This is a genomic window from Streptomyces composti (assembly GCF_012034205.1).
Classification (GTDB): Bacteria; Actinomycetota; Actinomycetes; order Streptomycetales; family Streptomycetaceae; genus Streptomyces; species Streptomyces composti.
Genome location: NZ_JAATEM010000008.1, coordinates 159777 through 185647 on the forward strand (window position 1 = coordinate 159777; position 25871 = coordinate 185647).

The following is a 25871-nucleotide window of genomic DNA, read 5'->3' on the forward strand; positions in this document are numbered from 1 at the left end:
AGGCAGGCCGATGATCACCGAACTGGCTGTGGAGCGTGTCGAGTTCACCTGCGGGCACTGCTGGCACAAATGGAGTGCCGACTACGACGTGCAGTACTACCGCGACGACAACGGCGACGAATGGGAGTACTTCACCCGCGACGGGCTTCCCGTGGCGTCCCCCTACGACCCGCAGGGCGCCCCGCCCTGCCCGATCTGCGGCCGCCGCTGGGTGGGCCGCCTGATCGCCCGCAGGCCGATCCCGGTTCCGCCGGGTGACGCCGACACACCCCGGAGCCGGGTCACCGTGCCGCGCGACCAGCACCGCACGGACCGCTACACCGCGCCCCCGCTCGGCGCGGACGCCCACGACCAGCCTGCCCAGGCCGCCGGCTCACCCGGCGACCACTGACCTGTCGACGACCTGTCCCCACCGCCCGGCGGCCGCCCCCACCCCGACCACGGCGCCCGCCGGGCGCCCCGACCGCCCCGCATGCCGCTCCCCGCCCCTCCCGCATGACGAGCGGCCCCGCAGACGAGCGGCGCCGCATGACGAGCGGGCTGCTACCGCCGCGCACGCCGCCACGCGGCGATCAACCCGAGCAGCACACCCACGAGCAGCGTGACGGTCAGAACCCCCCACATCGGCAGCGTCACATCGGCCACCCACAGCCTGACGGTGACCGAGTCGGTGTTCGCCGCGATGAACCAGACGGCCACGCCGACGAGAGCGACGATCCCGATCGTCCGCAGCCGGATGTCCCGCCCCTTGACGGTCAAGGTCGACGGACCGTGCGCATGTGCGGCATTGCGGGCCATGAAGTCATTGTCGGCGGTCTCGCCGGGGCCGGCGACTCGGCGGCATGCCGAGGTGAGGTGCCCGGAGGGAGAGGGCGGAAGGCGGCGGTTGCTGACGGGTCGTGAACCTTCAGTCCGCGCGGCGGAATGGGTCCGAGGAGCCGTGCGTTCGCTCGCGATCCCTCACGCCGCGCTGCACGCACCGAGGAGTTCGCGACCGGTGACCAGCTCCCACTCGATGCGGATGAGCACCGAGTCCGGGAGGGGCATCCAGGACGCGGGGCCGGTGCCGGACAGCCGGGCCAGGTCCGCGGGGTCGGTCACCACTGAGGCCCGGCCGGTGACGATGACGCTCCAGCCGGTCCGGGCCACCGGGTCGAAGTCGTCCGCCTCGAAGGCCACGACGAAGCCGTCCACCGCGTGTACCAGCTCGGAGCCGGGTGCGGTGCGCAGGAGGACGGAGGCGTCCGTGTCCAGGGTGAAGTTGACGGGCAGTACCGCGGGCAGCGCACGCAGGGTGTAGACGACGCGGCCGACCGGGACCTTGGCCAGGAGCCTGAGGCACTCCTGCCGGTCCAGGGGGCGGAAGGCGTCGTCGGTGAACACGCCTTCATGCTTTCCGCGGCCACGCACGCCCGATAGGGCCGACAGGCCCCTCTCGCGGATCCTGGGCCGTCCGTCCGGTGATAGGGACCTATGACCCCTGCCCGCGGGGCGGCGGGACGCGGAATGTGGTGACAGGAGGCCGGACGGCGGTCGCACGGGCTGCGGCGCCGCCGTGTGCGGTCGCTCCGCGAGCACGGTCGGAGGACGTTCGGAGAGGGGCGACCCGGTCGAGGTCACCCACGACGCAGGGGACGGGCGGACGTGATGGTCCAACGAGTGAAGTCCGAGCAGGGCAGGCCCTCCTCGAAACCCCCGGTGCCGGGCCGGGCCTGGCTGATGCTGGCGCTCGCCACGATCGGCTTCGCCCTGAACTTCTGGGGCTGGGCGCTGCTCAGCCCGCTCGGCCCGCGGTTCAAGGACGACCTCGGTCTGTCCTCGTTCGAGCAGTCGCTCCTTGTGGCCGTGCCGGTCGTGGTCGGCTCGCTGGGCCGGATCCCGGTGGGGGCACTGACCGACCGGTTCGGCGGACGGGTGATGTTCCCGCTGGTGTCGGCGGCGACCATCGTGCCGATCCTCTACCTGGGCCTGGCGGGGCATTCCTCGCTCGCCGCGCTGCTGGTGGGCGGCTTCTTCCTCGGCATCGGCGGCACCGCGTTCGCCGTCGGCGTGCCCTTCGTCAGCGCCTGGTTCCCGCCCGAGCGGCGCGGCCTGGCCAACGGTGTCTTCGGCGCCGGCATGGGCGGCACCGCCCTCAGCGCCCTCACCACGGTGAAGCTCGTCGACGCCGGGAGCATGCCCACGCCGTTCCTGATCACCGCCGGTGTGCTGGCGCTGTATGCCGCGACCGCGGCGCTGCTGCTGCGGGATGCGCCGGGGCGTACCGTGCCGACGGCGCCGCTGCTCCGCCGGATGGCCGCCACCGCCCGGCTGCCGCTCACCTGGCAGGCCTCCGCGCTCTACGCGGTGCTCTTCGGCGGATTCGTCGCCTTCTCGGTGTATCTGCCGACGTACCTCAAGACCGGCTACGGGCTGACCCAGGCCGACGCCGCCGACCGGATGGCCGGGTTCGTGCTGCTGGCGGTGGCGATGCGCCCGGTGGGCGGATGGCTGTCCGACCGGGTGGGGCCGGTGCGGGTGCTGGCCGGGGCGCTGGCGGTGGTGATCGCCGGTGCGGCGGTGCAGGCGCTCGGTCCGGCTCTGATGCCGGTGGGCACCATCGCCTTCCTGTCGATGGCCGCCGCGCTCGGCGCCGGCAGCGGGGCGGTCTTCGCGCTCGTGGCCCTGCTGGCCCCGGCGAACAAGGTCGGTGCGATCACGGGGGTGGTGGGCGCCGCGGGCGGGCTCGGCGGCTTCCTGCCGCCGCTGGTGATGGGCGCCCTGTACGGCGCGTACGGCACGTATGCCATCGGGCTCGCCCTTCTCGCCGTGGTGGCCGCGGCGGCCCTGGTGCTCACGCTGACCGGGGTCCGGGCGGCGGCCCGGGGCGGGGACACCGAGGACGCCCGGGACATCGGGGACCGGGAGACCGGCAGGGGAGACGAGGGGCGCCTGGCGGGTGGGCGGCCCACCGCACCGGCCGGGTCCTCCGCCCGCTCTGGGTCCGGCGGCCCGCCGAGGCGAGCGGCGGCGGCGTCGTCGGACCCGGTCCCGAGCACCGACACCGGCCCCGTGAGCCGGCCCCACCGACAGCCCGAGGTGTGAAGGAGCAGAACCCGTGTGCGAGTACTGCGGCTGCCAGTCGCTGACGTCGATCGACGAGCTGACGCGTGAGCACGAGGAGGTGGTCCGGCTGATCAGCCACCTCCGCCCCGCCCACGCCGCCGGCGACGTGCCCGCGATGGCGCGGGTCGCCCGCCGGATCGCTGCCGTGCTGGCCCCGCACACCCGGGTGGAGGAGCACGGCCTGTTCCCGGCCCTCGCCGACGAGTTCCCGGACCAGATCGCCGCGCTGGAGGCCGAGCACCGGCGGATCGAGGCGGTGCTGGCGGAAGCCGCCGGCGAGCGCACGGCACCCGCCGACCCGAGCTGGCCGGACCGGCTGATGGAGCAGATGGCGGTACTGCGCGACCACATCCTCAAGGAGCAGGACGGGGTGTTCCCGGCGGCGCTGGCGCTGCTCGGTACCGAGGACTGGCAAGCGATGGCCGACGTCCGGGCCGAGGCCGGCAGCGCCCTGACGAGCAAGGTCCCGGCCGTTGAAGGGGCGGCGCGGGCGTGAGCGGCGCAAGCAGCACGAGGGAGCGGGAGCCCGACCCGGAGGCCGGCCGTCCCGGCCCCGGGCACAGCCGCCCCGGCGGCACTCGGGCGATTGCGGCGCCGCCGGCCCGGCCGCGCGGTGTCGCAGGCCCCGCCGCGGGGCCGTGCGGCCGTAGAGTCGAGGCGGCCGTATCCGATCACGAATCGAACGGGTGTCAGCACCCGGAGCGGAGTGGCGCGGTGAGTGCGGAGACCGGTAACCGGGCGCAGGCCGAGACGGGCACCACGACAGAGACCGGGACGGGCCTGTACGGCCCTCTCACGGAGGCGCTGGTGCGCAGCCGGCGCTACTTCACCCGGGCGGAGGTCTCCGACGACCTGCGCACCCTGCACAAGAAGGGCGGCCGGCAGGCCGACGAGTTCTACCGGGACCGCTGGTCCCACGACAAGGTGGTCCGCTCCACCCACGGAGTGAACTGCACCGGCTCCTGCTCGTGGAAGGTGTACGTCAAGGACGGCATCATCACCTGGGAGGCGCAGCAGACCGACTACCCGTCGGTGGGCCCGGACCGGCCCGAGTACGAGCCGCGCGGCTGCCCCCGCGGCGCTGCCTTCTCCTGGTACACCTACTCGCCGACCCGGGTGCGCTACCCGTACGTGCGGGGCGTGCTGCTGCAGATGTACCGGGAGGCCAAGGCCCGGCTGGGCGACCCGGTGGCGGCCTGGGCCGACATCGTCACCGACCCCGAGCGCGCCCGGCGGTACAAGCGGGCCCGCGGAAAGGGCGGCCTGGTGCGGGCGAGCTGGGCCGAGGCCGCGGAGCTGGTGGCGGCCGCGCACATCTACACCATCAAGCGGTTCGGGCCGGACCGGCTCGCGGGCTTCTCCCCGATCCCGGCGATGTCGATGGTGTCGCATGCGGCGGGCGCGCGCTTCTACTCCCTGCTCGGCGGCGCCATGCTCTCCTTCTACGACTGGTACGCCGATCTGCCGGTGGCCTCCCCGCAGATGTTCGGCGACCAGACCGACGTACCGGAGTCGGGGGACTGGTGGGACGCCGGCTACCTGATCATGTGGGGCTCCAATCTTCCGGTGACACGCACCCCGGACGCGCACTGGATGGTGGAGGCCCGCTACCGGGGGCAGAAGGTCGTGGCGGTGTCGCCCGACTACGCGGACAACGTGAAGTTCGCCGACGAGTGGCTGTCTCCGCAGCCGGGCACCGACGGCGCACTGGCGATGGCCATGGGGCATGTGATCCTCAAGGAGTTCTTCGTCGACCGGCCCACGCCGTACTTCACCGAGTACGTCAAGCGCTACACCGATCTGCCGTTCCTGGTGGCCCTGGAGGAGCGGGGCGACGGCGTGTTCGCGCCGGGCAAGTTCCTCACCGCCGCCGATCTCGGCGGCGAGCAGGCGCGGACCGAGCACGCCGGGTTCCGTACGGTGCTGCTGGACGCTGCCACGGGCTCGCCGGTGGTGCCCAACGGCACCCTGGGCGACCGCTTCGGCGCATCGGGCGCCGGCCGCTGGAACCTGGACCTGGGCGGCATCCGGCCGTTGCTGTCGGCCGAGGGCGGCGAAGAGCCGCCCGTGGTCGTGGAGTTGCCGCGCTTCGACCGCCCGGACGGCGGGGCGGGGGCGCTGCGGCGCGGGGTGCCGGTGCGCCGGATCGGCGGCCGCACGGTGACCACGGTGTACGACCTGCTGCTGGCGCAGTACGGAGTGGCCCGCGAGGGACTGCCGGGCACCTGGCCGTCCGGTTACGAGGACGCCTCCGAGCCCTGCACCCCCGCCTGGCAGGCCGCGATCACCGGTGTCGACGCGGGCAGAGCGGCGCGGATCGCCCGGGAGTTCGCGGCCAACGCCGAGGAGTCCAGGGGCCGTTCGATGATCGTGATGGGGGCGGGCACCAACCACTGGTTCCACTCCGACACCATCTACCGCTCCTTCCTGACCCTGACCACACTGACCGGCTGCCAGGGCGTCAACGGCGGCGGCTGGGCCCACTACGTCGGGCAGGAGAAGGTCCGCCCCATCACCGGCTACTCGGCGATCGCCACGGCCGCCGACTGGAACCGCCCGGCCCGGCTGATGATCCAGACCGCCTACTGGTACCTGCACAGCGACCAGTTCCGCTACGACCCGTTCACCGTGGACACCCTCGCCGCGGCCGGGGCAGGCGCATCCGCAGGGGCCGCCGCAGCGGGGGCCGGTCCGTTCGCCGGTAAGACGACCGCCGATGTCATCGCGGCCTCCGCCCGTCTGGGCTGGATGCCCTCCTACCCGACCTTCGACCGCAATCCGCTCGACCTGGCCGAGGAGGCCGAGGCGGCCGGGAGGAGCGTCGCCGAGCACGTGGTGGCCGAACTCAGGGCCGGGCGGCTGCGGTTCGCCTGCGAGGACCCGGACGCCCCCGAGAACTTCCCGCGCGTCCTGACCGTGTGGCGGGCCAATCTGCTCGGCTCCTCGGCCAAGGGCAACGAGTACTTCCTGAAGCATCTGCTGGGCACCGACTCCTCGCTGCGGGCCGAGGAGGCCCCCCCGGGGGCCCGGCCCCGGGACGTGGAGTGGCGGGAGGAGGCCCCCGAGGGCAAGCTCGACCTGCTGCTCACCCTCGACTTCCGGATGACCAGCACCACCGTCTACTCCGACGTGGTGCTGCCCGCCGCCACCTGGTACGAGAAGCACGACCTGTCCAGCACGGACATGCATCCCTTCGTGCACGCCTTCACCCCGGCGATCCCGCCGCCCTGGCAGACCCGCACCGACTTCGACATCTTCCGCACCCTGGCCGAGGAGTTCAGCCGCCAGGCCGCCCGCCACCTCGGCGTGCGCAAGGACGTCGTCGCCGCGCCGCTGCTGCACGACACCCCCGACGAACTGGCCACCCCGCACGGCCGGGTGCGGGACTGGAAGGCGGGGGAGTGCGAGCCGGTGCCCGGCCGCACCCTGCCGAAGCTGATCACGGTGGAACGCGACTACCCGGCGGTCGCCGAGAAGATGGCCGCCCTCGGGCCGCTCCTCGACACTCTCGGGGCCACCACCAAGGGGGTCACCTTCGACGTCGGCCGCGAACTGGAGTACCTGCGGCACAAGAACGGCACGGTGCGCGGCGGAGCGGCCGACGGCAGGCCCTCGATCGCCCGCGACACGGAGATGTGCGAGGCGATCCTCGCCCTGTCCGGCACCACCAACGGGCATCTGGCCACCCAGGGCTTCCACGCCCTGGAGGCGCGTACCGGCACCCGGCTGGCCGATCTCGCCGCCGAGCACGAGGGCAAGCGGATCACCTTCGCCGACACCCGCGCCGCCCCCGTCCCGGTGATCACCTCCCCGGAGTGGTCCGGCTCGGAGACCGGAGGCCGCCGCTACTCGCCGTTCACGGTCAACGTCGAGCGGCTCAAACCCTGGCACACCCTCACCGGCCGCCAGCACTTCTACCTGGACCACGACTGGATCCTCGCGCTCGGCGAGCACCTGCCCGTCTTCCGGCCTCCGTTGCGCATGGACGCCCTGTTCGGCGAGCCGGGCCTCGGCGAGGCCGGCGAACTCGGGGTCACCGTGCGCTATCTGACCCCGCACAACAAGTGGTCCATCCACTCCGAGTACCAGGACAACCTGTTCATGCTGTCGCTGTCGCGGGGCGGCCCGACGATCTGGATGAGCACCCTCGACGCGGCCAGGATCGGGGTGAAGGACAACGACTGGGTGGAGGCGGTCAACCGCAACGGCGTGGTCGCCGCCCGTGCCGTCGTCTCGCACCGGATGCCCCAGGGCACCGTCTACATGCACCACGCCCAGGACCGGCTCATCGACGTGCCCCGCACCGAGACCAGCGGCCGGCGCGGCGGCATCCACAACTCGCTGACCCGGCTGCTGATCAAACCGAGCCATCTCATCGGCGGCTACGCCCAGTTGTCCTACGCCTTCAACTACCTCGGCCCCACAGGCAACCAGCGCGACGAGATCACCGTCATCCGCCGCCGCGCCGACCAGGAGGTGACGTACTGATGCGCGTGATGGCCCAGATGGCGATGGTGATGAACCTCGACAAGTGCATCGGCTGCCACACCTGCTCCGTCACCTGCAAGCAGGCATGGACCAACCGCACCGGGGTCGAGTACGTGTGGTTCAACAACGTCGAGACCCGCCCCGGCCAGGGCTACCCGCGCCGCTACGAGGACCAGCAGCGCTGGCGCGGCGGCTGGCAGCTGAACAAGCGCGGCCGGCTCACCCTCAAGGCCGGCGGCCGGTTCAAGAAGCTGGTCACCATCTTCTCCAACCCCGTGCTGCCGTCCCTCGACGACTACTACGAGCCCTGGACCTACGACTACGAGACCCTCACCAACGCCCCGTTGCAGGAGCACACCCCGGTCGCCCGCCCCAAGTCGCTGATCACCGGCAAGGACATGAAGATCTCCTGGTCGGCGAACTGGGACGACGACCTGGGCGGCTCGCAGACCACCGAGCAGCAGGACGTGCTGCTCGGCCAGGTCTCCGAGCGGATCACGTTCGAGTTCGAGCAGACCTTCATGTTCTATCTGCCGCGCATCTGCGAGCACTGCCTCAACCCGTCCTGCGCGGCCTCCTGCCCCTCCGGCGCCATCTACAAGCGCGAGGAGGACGGCATCGTCCTCGTCGACCAGGACCGCTGCCGCGGCTGGCGGATGTGCGTCACCGGATGCCCGTACAAGAAGGTCTACTTCAACCACCGCACCGGCAAGGCCGAGAAGTGCACCTTCTGCTTCCCGCGCGTCGAGGTCGGGCTGCCCACCGTCTGCTCCGAGACCTGCGTCGGCCGCCTGCGCTACATCGGCCTGGTCCTCTACGACGCCGACAAGGTTCTTCAGGCCGCCTCCGCACCCGAGGACACCGACCTGTACGAGGCGCAGCGGCAGGTGTTCCTGGACCCGCACGATCCGCAGGTCGCCGAGGCGGCGGAGCGGGCGGGCATCCCGTACGACTGGATGGAGGCCGCCCGGCGCTCCCCGGTGTACGCGCTGATCAACACCTACCGGGTGGCGCTGCCGCTGCACCCGGAGTACCGGACGCTGCCCATGGTCTGGTACATCCCGCCGCTGTCCCCGGTGGTCGACGCGGTGCGCGAGACCGGCCACGACGCCGAGGACCACCGCAACCTCTTCGCCGCCGTCGACGCCCTGCGCATCCCCGTCGACTACCTCGCCCAGCTGTTCACCGCCGGCGACCCGGCCCCCGTCGATCTGGTGCTGCGGCGCCTGGCCGCCATACGCTCCTACATGCGCGACATCAATCTCGGCCGCGAGCCGCAGGAGGCCATCGCCGAGGCGGTCGGCATGACCGGGGAGCAGCTCTACGACATGTACCGGCTGCTGGCCCTCGCCAAATACGACGAGCGGTACGTCATCCCGCCCGCCCACGCCGAACAGGCCCACCGGCTCGAGGAGCTGGCCACCGAGTGCAGCCTGGACTACGAGGGCGGCCCCGGCATGGGCGGCTCCGGCCCGTTCGGCGAGACCTCCGGAGGCGCGGCGCCCATCGCCGTGGAGAACTACCGTGCCCTGCGGGACCGGCAGACCTCCGACACCCCCGCACCCTCCGTCCGCGGCGGCCCCCGCGTCAACCTCCTCAACTGGGACGGCAGAGGCACCCCTCAGGGCCTGTTCCCGCCCAGAAGCACCGACGGCGGCGACGACAGCGGGGAGCCGAAGCCGTGAAGCGGACGATCAGGACGATCAAACCGGCGGCACGCCGGCGGACCGAGCTCTGGCAGCCGTACGCCTGGCAGATCCAGTCGCTGCTGCTCGGCTACCCCGAGGACACGCCGTCCCGGACGGCGCTCGCCGAACGCGTGGCCCCGGTCCTGCCGGCACGGGTGCGGGAACCGCTGCTGCGCTTCACCGCCCGGGTGAGTGCCGTCCAGCCGGACGACCTGGCCGCGGCCTACGTGGACACCTTCGACCACCGCAAACGCTGCTGCCCCTATCTGACCTACTACGCACACGGCGACACCCGGAAGCGGGGCCTGGCCCTGCTGCGGCTCAAACAGGCCTACGCCAGGGCCGGCTGGCGGCTCGGCGACGAGGAGCTGCCCGACCATCTGGCCGTGCTCCTCGAGTTCGCGGGCGCCGAGCCCGAAGCGGGACACCGGCTGCTCACCGAGCACCGGGCCGGCCTGGAGCTGCTGCGGCTCTCCCTGCGGGACACCGGCTCGCCCTGGGCGCACCTGCTGGACTCCGTGTCCGCCACGCTGCCGCCCCTCGCCGGCGACGAACGCCGGGCCGTGGCACGGCTCGCCGCCGAGGGCCCGCCCGAGGAGCAGGTAGGCCTCGACCCCTACGGTCCCGGCCCCTCCGCACCGCCGCCGTACCTGTCCGCCCCGCAGGCCGGAGGTCCCCGATGAGCACCGCACCCGTACACCCGGTCACCCTGGCGGTGGAGTCCGGCACCGGCGGGATCCTGTTGTGGGCGGTGCTGCCCTACCTCAGCCTCGCCGTGTTCGTGCTCGGCCACATCTGGCGCTACCGCTACGACAAGTTCGGCTGGACCACCCGCTCCTCCCAGCTGTACGAGAACCGGCTGCTGCGGATCGGCAGCCCTCTGTTCCACTTCGGCATCCTGATCGTGGCGCTCGGCCACGTGGGCGGGCTGGTGATCCCGGAGAGCTGGACCGAGGCGGCCGGCATCAGCGAGCACACCTACCACGTCCTCGCCGTGGTCCTCGGCACCGTCGCCGGAGTGGCCACCGTCGGCGGCATGCTCATCCTCGTCTACCGGCGCCGCACGGTCGGCCCGGTCTTCTCCGCCACCACCCGCAACGACAAGGCGATGTACCTGGCGCTGGCGGTGACCATCGGACTCGGCCTCGCGGCGACCGTCGCGGCGAACATCGGCGGCGGCGGCTACAACTACCGCGAGACCGTCTCCCCGTGGTTCCGCTCGGTCTTCGCCCTGCAGCCCGATCCCGACCTGATGACCGGCGTCCCGGTCCTCTTCCAGCTGCACGCCCTCAGCGCCCTGCTGCTGTTCGCGTTCTGGCCCTTCACCCGGCTGGTGCACATGCTCACCGCGCCGCTGGGCTATCTGACCCGCCCGTACATCGTCTACCGCAGCCGCGACACCCGGCTCGGCACCCGCGCCCCGCGCCGCGGCTGGGACCGCGTGGGCTGACCGCACTCGCCCAGGACCGGTCGGCTCGACCGGCGCCGCCGGCTGATGCGGGTGGCGCGCGCACCCGCGCCCGAGCGGTGGTCCCGGCCTCCGGGGCTGCCGGTTCATGCGGGTGGTGTGCGTACCACTGTGCCCGCGGGTCCGGCTCGACCTCGGCAGGGTCACGCGTGGTGGTGCGCATCCGTGCACGACCGGTGCCGACCCGGCCACCGAGGTGGCCGGCCCTCGTGCGGGTGCCCGGTCACGCACCACCGGTGCCGCCACCGGGGGAGAGGCCCATGCGGTGGTGCGTGTCCGCGCACGAACGGTGCTGCCCCGGCGGCCGGGGCGGGCCGGGGCTCACTCGCGGGGTGCGCGGACCACCGCGACGGGGCAGTAGGCGTGGTGCAGCATGGCCTGGCTGACCGAGCCGAGCACCAGACCGGTGAAGCCGCCCCGGCCGCGGGCGCCGACGACCAGCATGCGGGCGCTGCGGCTCGCCTCGATCAGCGCCTCCCGGACGCCGCCCTGCACCACCGTGCGCTCGACCTGGACGTCGGGGTGCTTCTCCTGATGGCCCGCCAGGGCCTGGGACAGCAGCTGCTCCTCCTCCGCGCGGAGCGCGCCCGGCTCATGGGCGTACGGCTCCACCGGGTCGGGCGGCGGCGGCATGGGAGCCGTCCAGGTGCTCCAGGCGTGCAGCGCCAGGACCGGGGCGCCGCGCAACTCGGCCTCTGCGAAGGCGAACTCGATGGCCCGCTGCCCGGCCGGGGAGCCGTCCACGCCCAGCACGATCGGGCCGTCCGGGTCCGGCTCCCTGCGCACGACCAGCACCGGGCACTGCCCGTGCGCCGCCAGATGGACGGCGGTGGAACCGACCAGCAGCCCCACGAAGCCGCCCATGCCCCGGGTGCCGACGACCACCAGCTCGGCCTCGCGGGACTGGGCCTCCAGCACCGTCAACGGCTCGCCGGTGATCATCACATCGGTGACCTCCACCTCCGGCTCGGTCGCCTTCGCCCGCTGCACCGCCTCGTTCAGCAGCCGCTCGGCCATGTTCTGCAGGCCGCCCTCGGCCGGGCCGTAGGGCGAGGCACCCAGCGGCACATGCAGCGCCGGCCAGAAGAACGCGTGCACCACCCGCAGACCCGCACCGCGCAGCCGCGCCTCGTGCGCGGCCACCTCCACGGCAGAGAGGCTCGACGCCGAGCCGTCCACGCCCACGACCACCAGTCCGCCGCTCACCGGAGCCTCCTCGTCTCGTCGGACTTCCCGTCATGAAGCCCTGTCACCAAGCCTCGCCCGGACCCCTGGGCGCCGCCACCAGGACCGTGCGGCGCGGTGCCCGGGTGCCGTTCCGGTCTCAACCGGGTCTGCAGCCGCATCACCACATGGCCGAGCCCGGACAGCAGGAACGCGATCACCAGGTCGGCCGCCGCCAGCGGCTCGGTGCCGAGCAGCTGCCGCAGCGGGGGCAGATAGACACCGGCCACCTGAAGGGCCAGCGCGGCGCCCACGGCCACCAGCAGGAACGGGTTGGCCAGGGTGCCCGGCCGGGCGCGCGAGCCGAGCGCCACACCGAGCTGGGTCGCACCGAGCACCAGGAACAGCATCGACTGCCAGGGGCGGCCCGTCTCCCGCGCCCAGACGCCCACCACCAGCGACACCGTGGCGATGAACGCCCCCATGAGCAGGATCCGCGGCCACAGCCCGGCGCCCAGCACACTCTCCTCCGGCGGCCGGGGCGGCCGGCGCATCGCGTCCGGGGCGACCGGCTCGGCGCCCAGCGCCACCCCCGGAATGCCGTGCGTCAGCAGATTGATCCACAAAATCTGCGCCGGCAGCAGCGGCAGCGGCATCCCCAGGAAGGGACCGAACAGCATCACCAGGATCTCCGCGGTGCCGCCGGCCAGCCCGTACAGCAGGAAGCGGCGCACATTGTCGTAGACCCGGCGCCCCTCCTCCACGGCCGCCACGATGGTGCCCGGATTGTCGTCCGCGAGCACCAGGTCGGCGGCCTGGCGGGCCACCTCGGTGCCCCGGCGGCCCATCGCCACACCGATGTCGGCCCGGCGCAGCGCCGGGCCGTCGTTCACGCCGTCACCGGTCATCGCCACCACGTGCCCTGCGCCGCGCCAGGCCTCGACGATGTCGAGCTTCTGCTCGGGGGTGGTGCGGGCGAAGACCCGCACGCTCGTCAGATCGCCCGCCCGGCCCTCCCGGATGAGCCTGCCCGTGGTGACCTCTTCGTCGCGGGAGGCGATGCCGAGCCGTTCGGCCACCGCCCGCGCGGTGAGGGGGTGGTCGCCGGTGATGAGCACGGGGACGATCCCGGCGCGCCGGCAGGCGGCCATGGTCTCCGCCGACCTGCCGCGCGGCGGGTCCACGATGCCGACCAGGCCGAGCAGGGTCAGGCCCGACTCCCAGGCGGGCGGCTGCTGATCCGTGGGGCGTTCGGCGGAGGCGACGGCCAGCACCCGGTAGCCGTGCCGGGCGAGCCGTTCCGCCTCGGCCGCCGCCCTGCTCAGGGTCTCGGGGCCGTCGGACATCACGTCGGGCCGGAGCAGCACTTCCGGGGCGCCCTTGCAGGCGATGAGCACCCCTCCGCCGGGCCGGCGGTGCACGGTCGTCATGCGCTTGCGCCCGCTGTCGAAGGGGATCTCGCCCACTCGGGGCAGCGTCCGGTCCAGCTCCCGCCGGTCGAGACCGAGGCGGGCCCCCGCCGCCAGCAGGGCCGCCTCGGTGGGGTCGCCCAGCGCGCTCCACTCGTCCGAGCCCTCGGTGACCGGCCTGCGCTCCGCGCCGTTCTCACCGGCCGCGCCCCGGGGCGGTTGCAGCGCCGCGTCGTTGCACAGCATCGCCACCCGCAGCAGGGCGGCGAGATCGGGTGCGTCGGCCACTCCGACGGGGCGGCCGTCACGGAGCACGCCGCCCTCGGGCACGTAGCCCTCGCCGGTCACGGTGGCCGTGCCGTGCGGCGTCCACAGCCGCTCGGCCGCCATCCGGCCCTCGGTGAGCGTCCCGGTCTTGTCGGTGGCGATCACCGTCACCGAGCCGAGCGTCTCCACCGCGGGCAGCCTGCGGACGATGGCCCGCCGGTCCGCCATCCGCCGCGCCCCCAGCGCCAGCGACAGCGTCACCACCGCGGGCAGCGACTCCGGGACGGCGGCGACGGCCAGGCTGATCGCCGCCACGATCATCAGCTCCACCGGCTGCCCCCGCACCAGCCCCAGCGCCAGCACCACGGCGCACAGCACCACCACGGCCGCGGCCAGCACCCGGCCGAACCGCACCAGGCGGCGCTGCAGCGGTGTGAGACCGGGTCCGGTACCCATCAGCGCCGCGATCCGGCCGAGCGCGCCGGCCGCGCCGGTGGCGGTGACCTCCATGCGGCCCCGGCCGCGTACCACGACGGTGCCTGCCGACACCGTGCCGCGCGGGCCGTCGGCACCGGAGGTCTTCTCGACCGGTACGGACTCGCCGGTGAGCGAGGACTCGTCCGTGAGCAGCCGCGCCGCGTCCACCACCCTCCCGTCGGCGGGCACGATGTCGCCCTCGGCCAGCAGCACCAGATCACCGGGTACGACCTCGGCGGCCGGGACGGAGCGTGCCGCGCCGTCCCGCATCACCCGGGCCTCCGGCGCGCTCATCGCGGACAGCGCCCTGACCGCCTGCTCGGCCCGCACCTCCTGCACCACGCCGACGACCGTGTTCACCGTGATCACCAGCAGGATCACGGCTGCGTCGGACAGGTCCCCGGTGGCGATCGTCAGGGCGGCGGCCACCAGCAGCACCAGGATCAGCGGATCGCGCAGCTGCTGCAGCACCCTCCGCCAGACGGGGACGGGCGGCCGGGAGGGGATCTCGTTGGGACCGTGCACCCGGAGCCGGTGCGCGGCCTCGGCCGAGGTCAGACCCGTCGCCTCCAGCACGAGCGGATCGGCCTGGCTGCCGTCACCCATCACCTGCTCCCTTCCGAAGCCGCCGGCACGGGCCGGGACCGGGTCATGCCTCGATGTCGAGCACGTCCGCCACCGGGCGGCGCGGTGTCCTGGGACCCTTGGGGCCGTAGCCGAGCCGCAGCACCACCTGCACCACCCCGGTGCCGGACACCGGGTCGCGCAGCTGCCAGCGCAGGTCGCTCCACTCCAGCGCCTGGGTGGCGAAGGAACTGGACAGGCCCTCGCGGGTGGCCAGCAGCAGCACCCGCTGCATGGCCTGCCCGGCGCGCAGCCAGTCCTCGCGGCGGTCCCGGGGGGTGCTCAGCACGGCCAGCTGGGGGACGCGCTCGAACTCGGCGGAGCCCTGGTCCGCCGCCACCGTCCTGCCCCCGGTGAAGTCACGCATCGGGGCTTTGCCGCCGCGCCTGCGCGGGCCGAAGGCGTAGCCGGGAACCCCGTCGGCGGCGGCGTCCTCGGACTCGGCGTCGGGGCGGGTCCAGCGGGCCAGATCCTCCTCGCTGCCCCGGTCCTCCTTGTTGCGGACCTCCGCCTCCGCCATGAGGTCCAGCACCTGCTCGAGGTGCCACGGGGACGGGAAGGCCAGCTCCGCCCCCTCCTCGCGGGCGGCGTCGGCGAGGGCGGCGCGCAGCTCCTCGGGGACGGGTGTCTCCTCGAACGGGTAGCGGCTGCTGTGCCGTTCGGGGATCGCCGGATGCAGCGCGGCCAGTTCGCCGGTGCCGTCGTCGCTGCGGGCGGGGGCGGCTCGTACGGTGGCGAGCAGGTCCGGGTCCGACGGGTCGGGCAGCAGCCGGACGCCGGGGCGGCGGCCCAGGCGGGCCAGTGCCACCCGCAGATTGAACAGGGCGGCGCCGCAGCCCAGATGGAGGGCGCGGCGGTCCGGGTCGGCGTGCGGCAGGACCCGCTCCGGGTCGGCCCGCAGCTGGAACTCGCCGCTGCGGCGCAGGTGGCGGAACCGCCACGGCTGGGCGTTGTGCATCGACGGGGCGGCACAGGCGTCCCGGATCAGCTCCCTCACCTGCTGGTCGGAGAGGCGCGGGGCGGTGGGGTCCTGCTCGGCGGAGAGGCCCGGGGTGGTGGTGAGGTCCTGCTCGGACATGGTGGCCTCCCTCGTCAGGGCGGTGGTGCCGGTCACCGGTCGGCCGGCAGGATGCGGCGTCCGGTGAGGCGGGTGGGCCGGATCGACACCCACATCTCGCGCTCACCGCCCGCCCATGGCGTGCTGTGCGCCCGTTCGGTGAGCCGCCGCACGGTCGCCGGCTCGGTGACCGGCTCGGCCGGGCCGACGGCGAGCACGCTCCAGCCCTGGCTCATGGCCTCGTCCAGGTGGTCCACCTCGAAGGCGACCTCGGAGCCCACGGCCCGGGCCGGGACGGAGTGGGGTGCGGTCCGGAAGACGATCGCGCCGTCGACGACGTCGTAGTTGACCGGGACGACCGCCGGGCCGTCCGGCGTCGTCACGGCGATGCGTCCCACCCCGTGCGTGGAGAGCCGTGCACGGCACTCCTCGGGACCGAGGTCCCGCAGTTCGGGGTGGAGCAGGGCGGAGCCACGCCCGGGCGGCAGATCCATGCCGCCGCCGCGCAGGGACTGCACGTCGGTGCCGAGCGCGGCCGCCAGGCTGAACAGCGTGGCCAGGCTGGGCGCGGCCGGCTGTTCCTCGATGTAGGCCAGGTACTCCGGGGCGATCCGGGCGCGGCGGGCGGTCTCCTCCCGTGACAGGCCGAGCCGTTTCCGCTCGGCCGCCACCCGCCGGCCGATGTCTCCCGGATTGGGGCCGCCGTCCGCGGACTCCGCGGGCGGGGGCGCCGGCTCCCCGGTGTCCGCGGCCTGTGCGGAATCCGCGGTGCCCGGGGTCTCCGCGGCCGAGGGTGCCGGCGGCCCCGTGTCCGGCTCGTGTCCCACGTGCCGGATGTGCGCGTCGGGCCCGGGGAACACCAGCGTCACCTCGTCGGTGTCCGACCAGCGCACGTCGTACGGAGGCGTGCCGTCGGCGTGGTGCAGCCCGACGATCTCACCGTCGCGCCGGACGGCGCCGGTCGTGGGACTTTCGACGACGAGTTGATCGCCGAGGTGTGCTCGCATGATCAGGCCCTTTCGTCGCGCCGCGGATGCTCAGCCGCGGATCTCGATGCGCTGCGGCTTGCTCTTCTCGGCCTTCGGGACGCGCACGGTGAGGATCCCTTCGGTGAGTTCGGCTCCGATGTTCTCCGTGTCGACGTTGGTCGGCAGGGTCATGCGGTAGTCGAACCGGCCGATGCGGCGGGTGTGCCGCCGGATCACGCCCGTGCGTTCCTTCTCCTTGATCTCGCCGTGGATCGCCAGCTCGCCGTTGCTGACCTCCACGGTGATCTGATCCTTCTTCACCCCCGGCAGCTCCAGCTCGACCAGGTAGGCGTCGTCGGTCTCCTCGACATCGGCCGCCGGTATCCACGCGTCGGTCCCGGCGTTCTCGGAGAAGCCGGCCCCCGGGAAGGGGAAGGTGGTGCGCAGAAGGTGATCCATCCGTGCCTGCAGGTCCTCGAGCTCCCGCAGGGGGTTCCACATGGTCAGCGCGTTGTGCTGGGTGGGCTGTGTCATCGTCGCTCCTCCTCGGCTTCACACGTGGCCGGGTCGGTCGGTTCCGCCCGGCCGGCTTGCTGGAGTGCCGCCGGAGCCGGGTGCTCCCCGGCCCTCACCGGTGGAAGCGGGCCGCCCATTCGGGCTCCACCGCCTCCCACTCGGCCTCCCACTGCGCGTACCGGCGGCGGTTCAGCGCCGTGCGCAGCAGCGCCTCTGCCGCACCGGTCGCGGCCACCACGCCGAGCGCGGTCAGACCGCCCGTGAACCAGGCGTTGGTCACGGCCTGCGTCCGGGTCATCGGCGGGCTGGTGACGTCACCGTCCCGGTCCACCCAGATCTTCACCGTGGCGCCCTTGGGCGTGTCGGCCTCGACCAGGGCGGTGCCCGTGCGGACGGTGCCGTCCTGATCGGACCAGCGGACCTTCGCCTGCTGCTTGGCCCCGTGGTACGCGTCCTCGGTGCCGGAGATCAGCTCGGCCCTGACCTGCTGCCGTTCGGCCGCCTGGACCTGCACGGTGTGCATCGCCCCCTCGTACGCCGCTGTGCCCGCGGCGACGGCGGCCAGCGGCATACCGGCGACCAGGACCAGCAGCAGAGCACGACGGAGCCAGAACTCCACCCGGTCCGACGTCCGGATCAGCGGGTTCCTCCCCTTCGGCGCGGGAGGCGGTGGCCGCCCGGACGCGTGCGGTGGCTGTGCTGCACTCATCGTCCGGCCTCCAGAGGAAAGTGGATCGTCCGGCCTCCAGTGGGAAACTGGCGGTTTTTCCTTTTCCACCACCCACCATGGGACAGATGAGAGACCGGTCACAGGGCCGAAGGTCCCTGGCCGGGAGCCGCCCGGCCTCGGAGTTGCCGCCGCGGCCGGGGAAGGAGACGGTTGAGACGAGGTGGCGAGGGAGTGAGCGTCGATGCGAGGACTCGTCTACCACGGTCCCGGGCGGATCTCCTGGGACACCGTGCCCGATCCCTCGATCCAGGAGGCCACCGACGCTCTGGTGCGCGTCGAGGCGGCCACCGTCTGCGGCAGCGATCTGCACATCCGCCGGGGCGACCTGCCCGAGGTGCGGCCGGGGACCGTCCTCGGCCACGAGGCCGTCGGCGAGGTGATCGAGGTCGGCAGCGAGGTGCACGAGCGGCGCCCGGGGGACCAGGTGATCGTCTCGGCCGTCTCCGGCTGCGGACGCTGCGCGCCCTGCCGCGACTCCCGCTACGGGCAGTGCCGCGGCGGCGGGGGATGGGTGCTCGGCAACGTCATCGACGGCACCCAGGCCGAGTACGTGCGCGTCCCCTTCGCCGACCACGCCACCCACCGCAGGCCCGCCCAGCTCTCCCTCGACGACGCCGTCCTGCTCGCCGAAGTCCTCCCCACCGCCTATGAGGTGGGCGTCCGCAAGGGACGCGTGGGCCCCGGGGACACGGTCGTGGTCGTGGGCGCGGGCCCGGTGGGACTCGCCGCCGTGGCCGTCGCCCGCCTCTACGCACCCCGGCGGATCGTCTCCGTGGACCTGTCCGACGCCCGGCTGCGGGCCGCACTGCGCCTCGGCGCCGACGCCGCCGAGCTGCCCGGACGGCTGCTCGCCGACCTCTCCGACGGGCCCGGGGCCGACGTGGTCATCGAGGCGGCGGGCGGCCCCGACAGCTTCCTGCTGGCCACCCGCGCGGTCCGCGCGGGCGGGCGCCTGGCCAACATCGGCCACCACGGCAAGCCGGCCACCCTGCACCTGGAGAGCCTGTGGCGCAGGAACGTGACGATCAGCACCGGCCAGGTGGACACCTCCTCCACGCCCTGGCTGATCGACCTGCTGTCCCTGGGGCGCCTGACGGTCTCCCCGCTGGTGACGCACCGGTTCGGCCTCGACCGTGCGGAGGACGCCTACGACACCTTCTCCAGCGGGCCGGACACCGGCGCGCTGAAGGTGCTGCTGCACCGCAGAACGCCTCCGGCCGAGCAGCGGCGGACGGGACGGGAGCTGGCGCCGGCGTAGCACCGGCCGGCGCGGGAGGGACCGGCGCGGGGCCGGTGGCCGGCTTCGGCGCGCCTCGCCCCGCCGCGAGGCCGGTTCACGGCGTGTGCAGGCGGGCGGCGAGCAGGGCGATGTCGTCCTGCAGACTGCCTGCGCGTTCCGCCAGCAGGGCGTCGCACAGGGTGCCGAGCGGGCCGGTGGCGTGCCGGGCCGCGACCTGGGCGGCGGTGCGCATCCCCTCGTCGAGGGACTCGCCGCGCTGCTCGATCAGCCCGTCCGTGTGCAGCAGGACGGTCGCGCCGGGCGGGAGCGTCACCTCGTGATCGGGCCGCGGCAGGCTCGGATCGACGCCCAGGGGATGACCGCCCGCCTCGGCGTCCAGATAGCGTGCCCGGTGATCCGGCGTGACCAGGAGGGGCGGGACGTGGCCCGCCAGCGCCCAGCGCATCGGACGGCTGCCGTCGGCCGCGGGGGCCTCCAGGCGCGCCACCACCACCGTGGCCATCGCCCCGCCCTCGATGTCGTGCAGCAGCTCGTCCAGACGCCCCAGGACGCGGCTCGGCGGCCCCTGCTCCTGGTAGGCGATCACCCGCAGCGCGTTGCTGATCCGGCTCATCAGGGTGGCCGACTCCAGGCCGTGGCCCATCACGTCGCCCACCATGAGGCAGGGAATGCCGCCGGGCAGATGGATCAGGTCGTACCAGTCTCCGCCGATGCGGGGCGCCCGGGTGGAGGGCTCGTAGCGGGCCTGCAGGCCGAGGCCCGGCAGATCGGGCAGCCCCGGCAGCAGGCGGCGCTGGAACTCCTCGGTGGCCCGGCGCAGTTGCTCGAACAGGCGGGCATTCTCGATGGCCACGCCCGCGGCGCTCGCCAAGGCCGTGACGATCTCCTCGTCCTCGTCCGTGAACGGGCCGCCGTGCCGCTTGTCGGCGAGGTAGAGGTTGCCGTAGATGGTGCGGCGCACCGCGATCGGCACGCCCAGCAGTGTCTTCATCACCGGATGCCCCTCGGGGAAGCCCACCGACCGGGGGTCCGAGCCGAGGTCTTCGACCCGCATCGGCGCGGGATGCCGGACCAGTTCGCTCAGCAACCCCTCCCCGTGGGGCAGCTGTGCGTCCCCCTGCTGCCGGAACTGGTCCGCCCCGAACCCGGACGTGATCAGCTCGATGAACTCGCCCCTGTCGTCCAGGACCCCGATCGCGGCATAGCGCGCGTCGACCAGCTTGCGGGCCGAGTCCGTGATGGCGTGCAGCACCACGTCCAGCTCCAGGGCACTGCCGATGGTCACCACGGCGTCCAGCAGCGACCGCAGGCGCCCATGGGCCCGGGCCAGCCGCTCAAGACCCGCCTGGAGTTCGTCCAGGGCCTCGTCGCTCAAGAGCGGCGGCACGTCAGCCGTGGTCTCGTCCTCGCCGGCGGATGGCGTCATACCCCTCTCCTCACCTGCCACGGGGGCCGGATCTCACCCGGCACAGCAGTCTCACCCACGCCGGGTACCCGCCCTCGGGCATCCGGCGCACGCGTGCGGGACGGCGGCTTCGGTGGGACCCGTCAGCCGGGCGCCGCCGGTCCGGGCGGCCCGGAGCGCGGGGGAGCAGCCCGTGGGACGGGCAAGCGGTACGCCGTCGCCGGCTCCGGCCGGTGGACCGACGAGGAGGAGGGCGGGCGCAGGCTGCCCGCAGGCGAGGTCCACGCCTGGGAGCCGGGGCGCAACGAGACCGTGTGCGGGCTGTCCCTCAGCCGCTCGCGGCTGACCCGCCTCGCGCACGTGAGCCGGCCCGACGTCTTCCCGGACTCCGGCGGCGATGCCGACCCGGTGCAGCGGGTGTGCCGCCGCTGCGCCGCTGCCGCGGGCCGCCGGGGCGCCGACGCCCGCCCCCGGTGGTGCCGCATCCGCCCGCGCCCCTGAACAAGGCGGCTCGGACGCCGACGGCGCGGTGTGCCGGTCGGCGTTCAGGGCAGGGTGCCTTTGCCGGTGACCAGTGCGGTGACGGCGGACAGACCGCCCTGGGCCAGGGCGGAGCGCTGCCGGTCGGCCCCGGTGCCGTTCTGCAGCAGCCGGTGCACCAGGGCCGTCACCTGCCGGGTGTCGTCGGCGGCGTCCAGCGCCGGAGTGACGTGCCGCAGCAGCTCGTACAGCATCTCCCCGGCCCGCCGCTGCCGGCCCGAGGGGTCGACCAGGGTGGTGCTCAGGCCATGGCGGGCCGCGTGCCACAGGCTCGCCTGCAGCAGCTCCTGGTCGCAGTCGAGGACCGGCGCGCCGGCGGCGGTCTCGGCCAGCGCGGTCGCCACCAGGGCACGGGCCAGGCCGGCCACCATCACCGCGTCGTCCGCGCGCAGCTGCACATCCATGCACCGCAGCTCGACGGTGAGGTCCTCGGCCGACAGCCTGGCCTGCCAGTACAGCTGCCCGGTGTCCGAGATCAGCTCGCTGTCCAGCAGCTGCCGCACCCGCCGGTCGTGGTCGGCGAGGTCGGTGAAGCGCGGGGGCATGCCGCTCACCGGCCAGCGGCCGGAGACCACCGTCCGCCAGCTGGCGAAACCGGTGTCGTGACCGTCCCACAGCGGGGAGTTCGCGGACAGCGCGGTGAGGGTCGGCAGCCACACCCTGATCCGGTTCAGCACCTGCACCCCGGTCTCCCGGCTGGGGACGCCGACGTACACATGCATGCCGTTGACCAGCTGCTCCGCCACCAGCTGCGGCGCCCGGGCGTGCAGGGCACGGTAGGGGGCCTGGTCCGTGACGGCCATGGGGCGGCCGTGCCGCAGCGGGGGTGTGCCGCAGGCCGCGATCCGGCAGCCGTGCGCCTCGGCGGCCGCGCCGACCGCGTGCCTGAGCCGCAGCAGATGCCCGCCGGCCTCCTCCAGCGTGCCGCACACCGGGGTGGCCACGCTCACCTGCGCCTGCAGCAGCTCGCTGTGCACCTCCTGGTCGGCCACCAGATGCCCCAGGCCGGCCGCGGCGCGCACCTTGTCCGCCAGGGGTACCGGCAGACCCGTGACCGGGTCGAGCAGCAGGTACTCCTCTTCGACACCGATCGTCGTCATCGACAGCCCTCATGTCCCGCCCGGCCGCGCCGCCGGACCGGCTCCGATGCGCCCGGCCGGTGCATCACACCGCGAGAACCCCCGCCCGGGAGCCACCCGCGGCCCCCCGAGTGCCGCACCGGGCCGTGCCGTAAACCTCTGCGGGCCCGCCGGGCCCGCAGGGGCGTCAGCCCTTGCCCATGGCCTTGCGAAAGCGGATGTCTGTCAAGAGGCCGCAGGGCCCTGACCTTTCACTCATGGACCTGCCCGCGCGCCGATTGATCACAGGTATGTTCGTGGAGACTCGACCCGGAACCCGGAACCCGGAACCCGGAACCCATGACCCGGAACCCGGAACCCTGCTCCCGGTACGGCTTCTGGTACGGCAGAGAGGCAACGCATCCATGAACACCACGTCGGCCGCGGCAGCGGGCGCGGTCGTGTTCGTCTGGCTCGGCATGGTGCTGGCGATCTCCTTCATGGAGGCGCCGCTGAAGTTCCGCGCACCCGGGGTCACCGTCCGTATCGGGCTGGGCATCGGCCGCCTGGTCTTCCGTGCACTGAACCTCACCGAGGTCGTCCTGGCCGCCGCCGTCGTCGTCGCGGTGGCCGTCGGCGGCCCGCCGGCCGCGGTCGTGGCGCTCACCGCCGTGACGGCCGGACTGCTGGTTGTGCAACTCGGCGTGGTGCGACCCCGGTTGAATCGCCGCTCGGACCGAGTCCTGGCCGGTGAGGACCTGCCCCGCTCGCGCGCCCACTGGTACTACGTGGCGCTGGAGGCCGCCAAGGTCGCCGCCCTGATCGCGCTCGGGATCACCCTGCTCGCCGTCCGGTAGTGCCGCCGCCCCGGGAATTTCCGATGCGCGCCGGCGCCACGCTCGGCAGACTCCCGGGCATGACCCAGAAGATCACGCGGATCAATCCGGAGCACCTGCACAAGACGCCCGGCTATCACCACATCACGGTGGTGGAGGCCGGGCGCACGGCCCACCTGGCGGGACAGTGCCCGCTCGACCGGAACGGCGACCTCGTCGGCGCCGGATCCCTCGAGAAGCAGATCGACCAGGTGGTGGCGAACGCGGTCACCGCCCTGGCGGCCGTCGGCGCCGGGCCGCACCACGTGGTGCGCTCGGTGATCTATGTGGTCAGCGACCAGCGGGAGTTGCTCGCGGCCGCGTGGCGCCGGCTCACCGAGTCCGAGCTGGGGCCCGCGTTCACCACCGCCAGCACCCTGCTGGGCGTCGCCCAGCTGGGCTTTCCCGGGCAGCTCGTCGAGGTGGATCTCACCGCGGCGCTGCCGGACTGACGTCGCGTCAAGTCCGGTCGGCGCGGCGTCGCGTCAGGTCCTGGGGCGTGCCGAAGGGCCCGGTCGGGTACGGGCCTGCGGGGGCGTCAGGGGGCCGTGGTCCTTGCCGCACACGATCACCGCCCGGAGCGGTTCGCCGCAGTCGGCGTGGCGGACCTCCAGCGGCGGGCCCTCGGGATCGGCGGCGTAGCGGTCGCCCCACTGCTTGAGGGCGATCATCGCGGGCCACAGGTCCCAGCCCTTGCGGGTGAGCCGGTACTCCCGCCGGGTCCGGCTCCCCGGCTCGCGGTAGGCGACGGTCCGAAAAATCCCGGCGGCCACCAGCTTGCGCAGCCGGTCCGCGAGCACGGCCTCGGAGAGCCCGACGTGCCGCCGGAAGTCGTCGAAGCGCCGGACGCCGTTCATGGCGTCCCGGAGCAGCAGCAGCGACCACTTCTCGCCGACCAGCTCCAGCGTCCGCTGGACCGTGCAGTTCCCGGTGCTCGTCTCCAGCCAGTTCATGGGCATGGGGGCATCCTAGGCTGGCTTCGATATTGACAGCCAGCCGTCTGCCCGCCTAGCTTCATAATCCGAAGCCAGATCTGATGATGGCGAGCGGAGGCGGGAGCGGGTATGCGCAGGACACGGGCATACGACTGGGCGGACCCCGCGGTCTCCGCCGAAGCCGTTCCTCACCACAGCGGTCTCGACTTCATCCGGAAGCTGCTGGACGGGGAGCTGCCCGCTCCGCCGGTCGCCGCCACCCTGGGCTTCACACTCGAGGAGGCCGACCACGGGCGGGCGGTCTTCGCGCTGGTCCCGGGCGAGGAGCACTACAACCCGATCGGCAGCGTCCACGGCGGCGTCTACGCCACCCTCCTGGACTCGGCGGCCGGCTGCGCGGTGCAGACCGTGCTGCCCCAGGGCATGGGCTACACCTCCCTCGACCTGACCCTGAAGTTCCTGCGCCCCGTCACCGCCGGCACCGGGAAGGTCCGTGCCATCGGCACCGTCCTCGACTACGGCCGCCGCACCGCCCTGGCGCAGGCGGAACTGCGCGACTCCGAGGACCGGCTGCTGGCCCACGCGACCAGCAGCTGCATGCTCTTTCCGGTGCAGGCGAGCTGAGGCGCCCCAGCGGGCGGCCGGAGTCACGCAGCCGAGGGGACCGAGGGCCGGCCGGTGTGTGCGGGGACGTCGCTCAGCCCGCCGTCAGCCGCCACAGCGAGGTGACTTCCGCCTTGCGGGCCTCGTGCAGCGGGTCGGCGGGGTCGTGGGCGCGGGGGTGGAGCGGCCGGGCGTCGAGGCGTCCGGCCACCGTCAGGCCGGCCCGGCCGAACAGATCGGTCAGCTCGGTGGGGGCGCGTAGTCCGAGACGCTCGGCCAGGTCGGAGATGATCAGCCAGCCCTCACCGCCCGGTTCCAGATGGCCGGAAAGACCGTCGAGGAAGCCGTGCAGCATCCGGCTCCCGGGGTCGTACACCGCGCGCTCCAGCGGCGTCCGGGCCCGGCCCGGCAGCCATGGGGGATTGCAGACGACCAGCGAGGCCCGGCCCTCCGGAAACAGATCCGCCTGCCGGATCCGGACGGTGGCGGACACGCCCAGGCGGTCGATGTTCTCCCGCGCGCAGGCGAGCGCGCGGGGATCGAGGTCCGTGGCCACGACCGGCCGGACGCCGCGCCGGGCCAGGACGGCGGCGAGCACACCCGTGCCGGTACCGATGTCGAAGGCCGAGACCGTGTCCCGCGACGGCAGGGGCGCCTCGGCCACCAGGCCGACGTACTCGCCGCGCACGGGGGAGAAGACCCCGTAGTGCGGGACGACGGACGCGCCGAGCGCCGGCACATGGACGCCCTTCCGGCGCCACTCGCCCGCCCCGAGGACACCCTGCAGCTCGCGCAGCGACACCACATACGGTTCCCGGCAGGGCCCGTACGCCTGCTCGCAGGCCAGCCGCACGTCCGGTGCCCGGCGCAGCGGGATCACATGCCCGGCCTCCACGGGCAGGAGCAGCATGCCCAGGATCCGGGCGCGCCTCGACTGGGCCTGGCGATGGAGACGGAAGCTCTGCTGCGGTGACGCCCCGCGCTTCGGGGGCTTGCGGTCGACGCGGCGCGCCATCGCGCTCAGCAGCTGACGGGCGTTGTGGAAGTCGCCGTGCCACAGCAACGACGTGCCCTCGCAGGCGAGGCGGAAGGCGGTGTCGGCGTTCATCCGGTCGTCGGCCACCAGCACCTGCTGCGGAGGCGGACCGCCGCTCTCCGACCGCCATCGGACGCGGTGCTCCCTCCCCGAACCGTCGAGCCAGCGAATGCTCTGGTCGTCGCGCACCGCTCCATCATCCCCCGCGCGGTGCCACC

At 73.6% G+C, this 25871-nt stretch carries 24 protein-coding genes; 12 read left to right on the forward strand and 12 right to left on the reverse strand.

Annotation, left to right across the window (positions count from 1 at the left end):
* The first annotated feature begins 10 nt into the window (after nucleotides 1-10).
* Nucleotides 11-391 carry a hypothetical protein gene (locus HCJ93_RS08860; protein ID WP_167992747.1) on the forward strand — a complete coding sequence of 127 codons (381 nt, stop codon included), beginning with the start codon at nucleotides 11-13 and terminating at the stop codon, nucleotides 389-391.
* Nucleotides 392-543: 152 nt separating this feature from the next.
* Here HCJ93_RS08860 and HCJ93_RS08865 read toward each other — a convergent pair whose 3' ends face one another.
* Both HCJ93_RS08865 and HCJ93_RS08870 read right to left on the reverse strand, forming a co-directional pair.
* Nucleotides 544-798: a lipopolysaccharide assembly protein LapA domain-containing protein gene (locus HCJ93_RS08865; RefSeq protein ID WP_167992753.1), complete on the reverse strand. Its 255-nt coding sequence runs from the start codon at nucleotides 796-798 to the stop codon at nucleotides 544-546.
* Between the two features lie 162 nt (nucleotides 799-960).
* Complete coding sequence (locus HCJ93_RS08870; protein WP_167992755.1) at nucleotides 961-1383, reverse strand: pyridoxamine 5'-phosphate oxidase family protein; 423 nt, start codon at nucleotides 1381-1383, stop codon at nucleotides 961-963.
* 264 nt (nucleotides 1384-1647) lie between these two features.
* On the opposite strand from HCJ93_RS08870, the gene HCJ93_RS08875 reads away from it, so the two are divergent.
* From HCJ93_RS08875 to narI, 6 genes are all read left to right on the forward strand, one after another.
* Nucleotides 1648-3084, forward strand: a complete 1437-nt coding sequence (locus HCJ93_RS08875; protein ID WP_277350691.1) for a nitrate/nitrite transporter — start codon at nucleotides 1648-1650, stop codon at nucleotides 3082-3084.
* A gap of 13 nt (nucleotides 3085-3097) precedes the next feature.
* Nucleotides 3098-3601 carry a hemerythrin domain-containing protein gene (locus HCJ93_RS08880; RefSeq protein WP_167992756.1) on the forward strand — a complete coding sequence of 168 codons (504 nt, stop codon included), beginning with the start codon at nucleotides 3098-3100 and terminating at the stop codon, nucleotides 3599-3601.
* 284 nt (nucleotides 3602-3885) lie between these two features.
* Complete coding sequence (locus HCJ93_RS08885; protein ID WP_167992818.1) at nucleotides 3886-7593, forward strand: nitrate reductase subunit alpha; 3708 nt, start codon at nucleotides 3886-3888, stop codon at nucleotides 7591-7593.
* Nucleotides 7593-9278, forward strand: coding sequence for a nitrate reductase subunit beta (narH, locus tag HCJ93_RS08890; RefSeq protein ID WP_167992758.1), 1686 nt, complete (start codon nucleotides 7593-7595; stop codon nucleotides 9276-9278). Before HCJ93_RS08885 ends, narH begins: the two co-directional genes overlap by 1 nt.
* On the forward strand, nucleotides 9275-9964 hold the full coding sequence (narJ, locus tag HCJ93_RS08895; RefSeq protein WP_309141347.1) for a nitrate reductase molybdenum cofactor assembly chaperone: 690 nt from the start codon (nucleotides 9275-9277) through the stop codon (nucleotides 9962-9964). Before narH ends, narJ begins: the two co-directional genes overlap by 4 nt.
* Nucleotides 9961-10731 carry a respiratory nitrate reductase subunit gamma gene (narI, locus tag HCJ93_RS08900; protein ID WP_167992759.1) on the forward strand — a complete coding sequence of 257 codons (771 nt, stop codon included), beginning with the start codon at nucleotides 9961-9963 and terminating at the stop codon, nucleotides 10729-10731. Before narJ ends, narI begins: the two co-directional genes overlap by 4 nt.
* Before the next feature lie 339 nt (nucleotides 10732-11070).
* Here the strand turns inward: narI and HCJ93_RS08905 are convergent, their stop codons facing one another.
* The 6 genes from HCJ93_RS08905 to HCJ93_RS08930 form a co-directional block, all read right to left on the reverse strand.
* Nucleotides 11071-11955: a universal stress protein gene (locus tag HCJ93_RS08905; protein ID WP_309141348.1), complete on the reverse strand. Its 885-nt coding sequence runs from the start codon at nucleotides 11953-11955 to the stop codon at nucleotides 11071-11073.
* Complete coding sequence (locus tag HCJ93_RS08910; RefSeq protein ID WP_167992761.1) at nucleotides 11952-14672, reverse strand: cation-translocating P-type ATPase; 2721 nt, start codon at nucleotides 14670-14672, stop codon at nucleotides 11952-11954. The genes HCJ93_RS08905 and HCJ93_RS08910 overlap by 4 nt, the downstream gene beginning before the upstream one ends.
* Before the next feature lie 43 nt (nucleotides 14673-14715).
* On the reverse strand, nucleotides 14716-15768 hold the full coding sequence (locus HCJ93_RS08915; protein WP_373563566.1) for an Acg family FMN-binding oxidoreductase: 1053 nt from the start codon (nucleotides 15766-15768) through the stop codon (nucleotides 14716-14718).
* A gap of 32 nt (nucleotides 15769-15800) precedes the next feature.
* Nucleotides 15801-16754, reverse strand: coding sequence for a pyridoxamine 5'-phosphate oxidase family protein (locus HCJ93_RS08920; RefSeq protein ID WP_167992763.1), 954 nt, complete (start codon nucleotides 16752-16754; stop codon nucleotides 15801-15803).
* Between the two features lie 30 nt (nucleotides 16755-16784).
* The gene (locus HCJ93_RS08925) at nucleotides 16785-17249 is read right to left on the reverse strand and encodes an Hsp20/alpha crystallin family protein (protein WP_240967506.1); all 465 of its coding nucleotides are present in this window, start codon (nucleotides 17247-17249) and stop codon (nucleotides 16785-16787) included.
* Nucleotides 17250-17343: 94 nt separating this feature from the next.
* Nucleotides 17344-17940, reverse strand: a complete 597-nt coding sequence (locus HCJ93_RS08930) for an Rv1733c family protein (RefSeq protein ID WP_167992764.1) — start codon at nucleotides 17938-17940, stop codon at nucleotides 17344-17346.
* A gap of 202 nt (nucleotides 17941-18142) precedes the next feature.
* Between HCJ93_RS08930 and HCJ93_RS08935 the strand changes: the two genes are divergently transcribed.
* On the forward strand, nucleotides 18143-19219 hold the full coding sequence (locus tag HCJ93_RS08935) for an alcohol dehydrogenase catalytic domain-containing protein (protein ID WP_167992766.1): 1077 nt from the start codon (nucleotides 18143-18145) through the stop codon (nucleotides 19217-19219).
* A 76-nt stretch (nucleotides 19220-19295) separates the two neighbouring features.
* On the opposite strand, the gene HCJ93_RS08940 is transcribed toward HCJ93_RS08935, so the two are convergent.
* On the reverse strand, nucleotides 19296-20627 hold the full coding sequence (locus tag HCJ93_RS08940; protein WP_167992768.1) for a PP2C family protein-serine/threonine phosphatase: 1332 nt from the start codon (nucleotides 20625-20627) through the stop codon (nucleotides 19296-19298).
* A 243-nt stretch (nucleotides 20628-20870) separates the two neighbouring features.
* Here HCJ93_RS08940 and HCJ93_RS08945 point away from each other — a divergent pair, with 243 nt between their 5' ends.
* Nucleotides 20871-21107 carry a hypothetical protein gene (locus tag HCJ93_RS08945; RefSeq protein WP_167992826.1) on the forward strand — a complete coding sequence of 79 codons (237 nt, stop codon included), beginning with the start codon at nucleotides 20871-20873 and terminating at the stop codon, nucleotides 21105-21107.
* Between the two features lie 44 nt (nucleotides 21108-21151).
* On the opposite strand, the gene HCJ93_RS08950 is transcribed toward HCJ93_RS08945, so the two are convergent.
* Nucleotides 21152-22246 carry a carboxylate-amine ligase gene (locus HCJ93_RS08950; protein ID WP_167992770.1) on the reverse strand — a complete coding sequence of 365 codons (1095 nt, stop codon included), beginning with the start codon at nucleotides 22244-22246 and terminating at the stop codon, nucleotides 21152-21154.
* A 383-nt stretch (nucleotides 22247-22629) separates the two neighbouring features.
* Between HCJ93_RS08950 and HCJ93_RS08955 the strand changes: the two genes are divergently transcribed.
* Nucleotides 22630-23061, forward strand: coding sequence for a hypothetical protein (locus HCJ93_RS08955; RefSeq protein WP_167992771.1), 432 nt, complete (start codon nucleotides 22630-22632; stop codon nucleotides 23059-23061).
* 59 nt (nucleotides 23062-23120) lie between these two features.
* Entirely contained in the window at nucleotides 23121-23531 is a 411-nt protein-coding gene (locus tag HCJ93_RS08960; RefSeq protein WP_167992773.1) for a RidA family protein, read from the forward strand.
* 33 nt (nucleotides 23532-23564) lie between these two features.
* Here HCJ93_RS08960 and HCJ93_RS08965 read toward each other — a convergent pair whose 3' ends face one another.
* Nucleotides 23565-24032, reverse strand: a complete 468-nt coding sequence (locus HCJ93_RS08965; RefSeq protein ID WP_167992828.1) for a winged helix-turn-helix transcriptional regulator — start codon at nucleotides 24030-24032, stop codon at nucleotides 23565-23567.
* Between the two features lie 111 nt (nucleotides 24033-24143).
* On the opposite strand from HCJ93_RS08965, the gene HCJ93_RS08970 reads away from it, so the two are divergent.
* Nucleotides 24144-24638 carry a PaaI family thioesterase gene (locus tag HCJ93_RS08970; RefSeq protein ID WP_167992774.1) on the forward strand — a complete coding sequence of 165 codons (495 nt, stop codon included), beginning with the start codon at nucleotides 24144-24146 and terminating at the stop codon, nucleotides 24636-24638.
* Between the two features lie 73 nt (nucleotides 24639-24711).
* Here the strand turns inward: HCJ93_RS08970 and HCJ93_RS08975 are convergent, their stop codons facing one another.
* Nucleotides 24712-25842, reverse strand: a complete 1131-nt coding sequence (locus HCJ93_RS08975) for a methyltransferase (protein ID WP_309141350.1) — start codon at nucleotides 25840-25842, stop codon at nucleotides 24712-24714.
* Nucleotides 25843-25871 lie beyond the last annotated feature (29 nt).

What these genes read in the sequence shown, in the direction of transcription:
- HCJ93_RS08910 (WP_167992761.1), bottom strand. Translation starts at nt 14,672, where the DNA reads ATGGGTGACGGCAGCCAGGCCGATCCGCTCGTGCTGGAGGCGACGGGT.
- HCJ93_RS08930 (WP_167992764.1), bottom strand. Translation starts at nt 17,940, where the DNA reads ATGAGTGCAGCACAGCCACCGCACGCGTCCGGGCGGCCACCGCCTCCC.
- HCJ93_RS08940 (WP_167992768.1), bottom strand. Translation starts at nt 20,627, where the DNA reads ATGACGCCATCCGCCGGCGAGGACGAGACCACGGCTGACGTGCCGCCG.
- HCJ93_RS08920 (WP_167992763.1), bottom strand. Translation starts at nt 16,754, where the DNA reads ATGCGAGCACACCTCGGCGATCAACTCGTCGTCGAAAGTCCCACGACC.
- HCJ93_RS08865 (WP_167992753.1), bottom strand. Translation starts at nt 798, where the DNA reads ATGGCCCGCAATGCCGCACATGCGCACGGTCCGTCGACCTTGACCGTC.
- HCJ93_RS08875 (WP_277350691.1), top strand. Translation starts at nt 1,648, where the DNA reads ATGGTCCAACGAGTGAAGTCCGAGCAGGGCAGGCCCTCCTCGAAACCC.
- HCJ93_RS08970 (WP_167992774.1), top strand. Translation starts at nt 24,144, where the DNA reads ATGCGCAGGACACGGGCATACGACTGGGCGGACCCCGCGGTCTCCGCC.
- narH (WP_167992758.1), top strand. Translation starts at nt 7,593, where the DNA reads ATGCGCGTGATGGCCCAGATGGCGATGGTGATGAACCTCGACAAGTGC.
- HCJ93_RS08950 (WP_167992770.1), bottom strand. Translation starts at nt 22,246, where the DNA reads ATGACGACGATCGGTGTCGAAGAGGAGTACCTGCTGCTCGACCCGGTC.
- HCJ93_RS08965 (WP_167992828.1), bottom strand. Translation starts at nt 24,032, where the DNA reads ATGAACTGGCTGGAGACGAGCACCGGGAACTGCACGGTCCAGCGGACG.
- HCJ93_RS08915 (WP_373563566.1), bottom strand. Translation starts at nt 15,768, where the DNA reads ATGTCCGAGCAGGACCTCACCACCACCCCGGGCCTCTCCGCCGAGCAG.
- HCJ93_RS08955 (WP_167992771.1), top strand. Translation starts at nt 22,630, where the DNA reads ATGAACACCACGTCGGCCGCGGCAGCGGGCGCGGTCGTGTTCGTCTGG.
- HCJ93_RS08960 (WP_167992773.1), top strand. Translation starts at nt 23,121, where the DNA reads ATGACCCAGAAGATCACGCGGATCAATCCGGAGCACCTGCACAAGACG.
- narI (WP_167992759.1), top strand. Translation starts at nt 9,961, where the DNA reads ATGAGCACCGCACCCGTACACCCGGTCACCCTGGCGGTGGAGTCCGGC.
- HCJ93_RS08860 (WP_167992747.1), top strand. Translation starts at nt 11, where the DNA reads ATGATCACCGAACTGGCTGTGGAGCGTGTCGAGTTCACCTGCGGGCAC.
- HCJ93_RS08935 (WP_167992766.1), top strand. Translation starts at nt 18,143, where the DNA reads ATGCGAGGACTCGTCTACCACGGTCCCGGGCGGATCTCCTGGGACACC.
- HCJ93_RS08925 (WP_240967506.1), bottom strand. Translation starts at nt 17,249, where the DNA reads ATGACACAGCCCACCCAGCACAACGCGCTGACCATGTGGAACCCCCTG.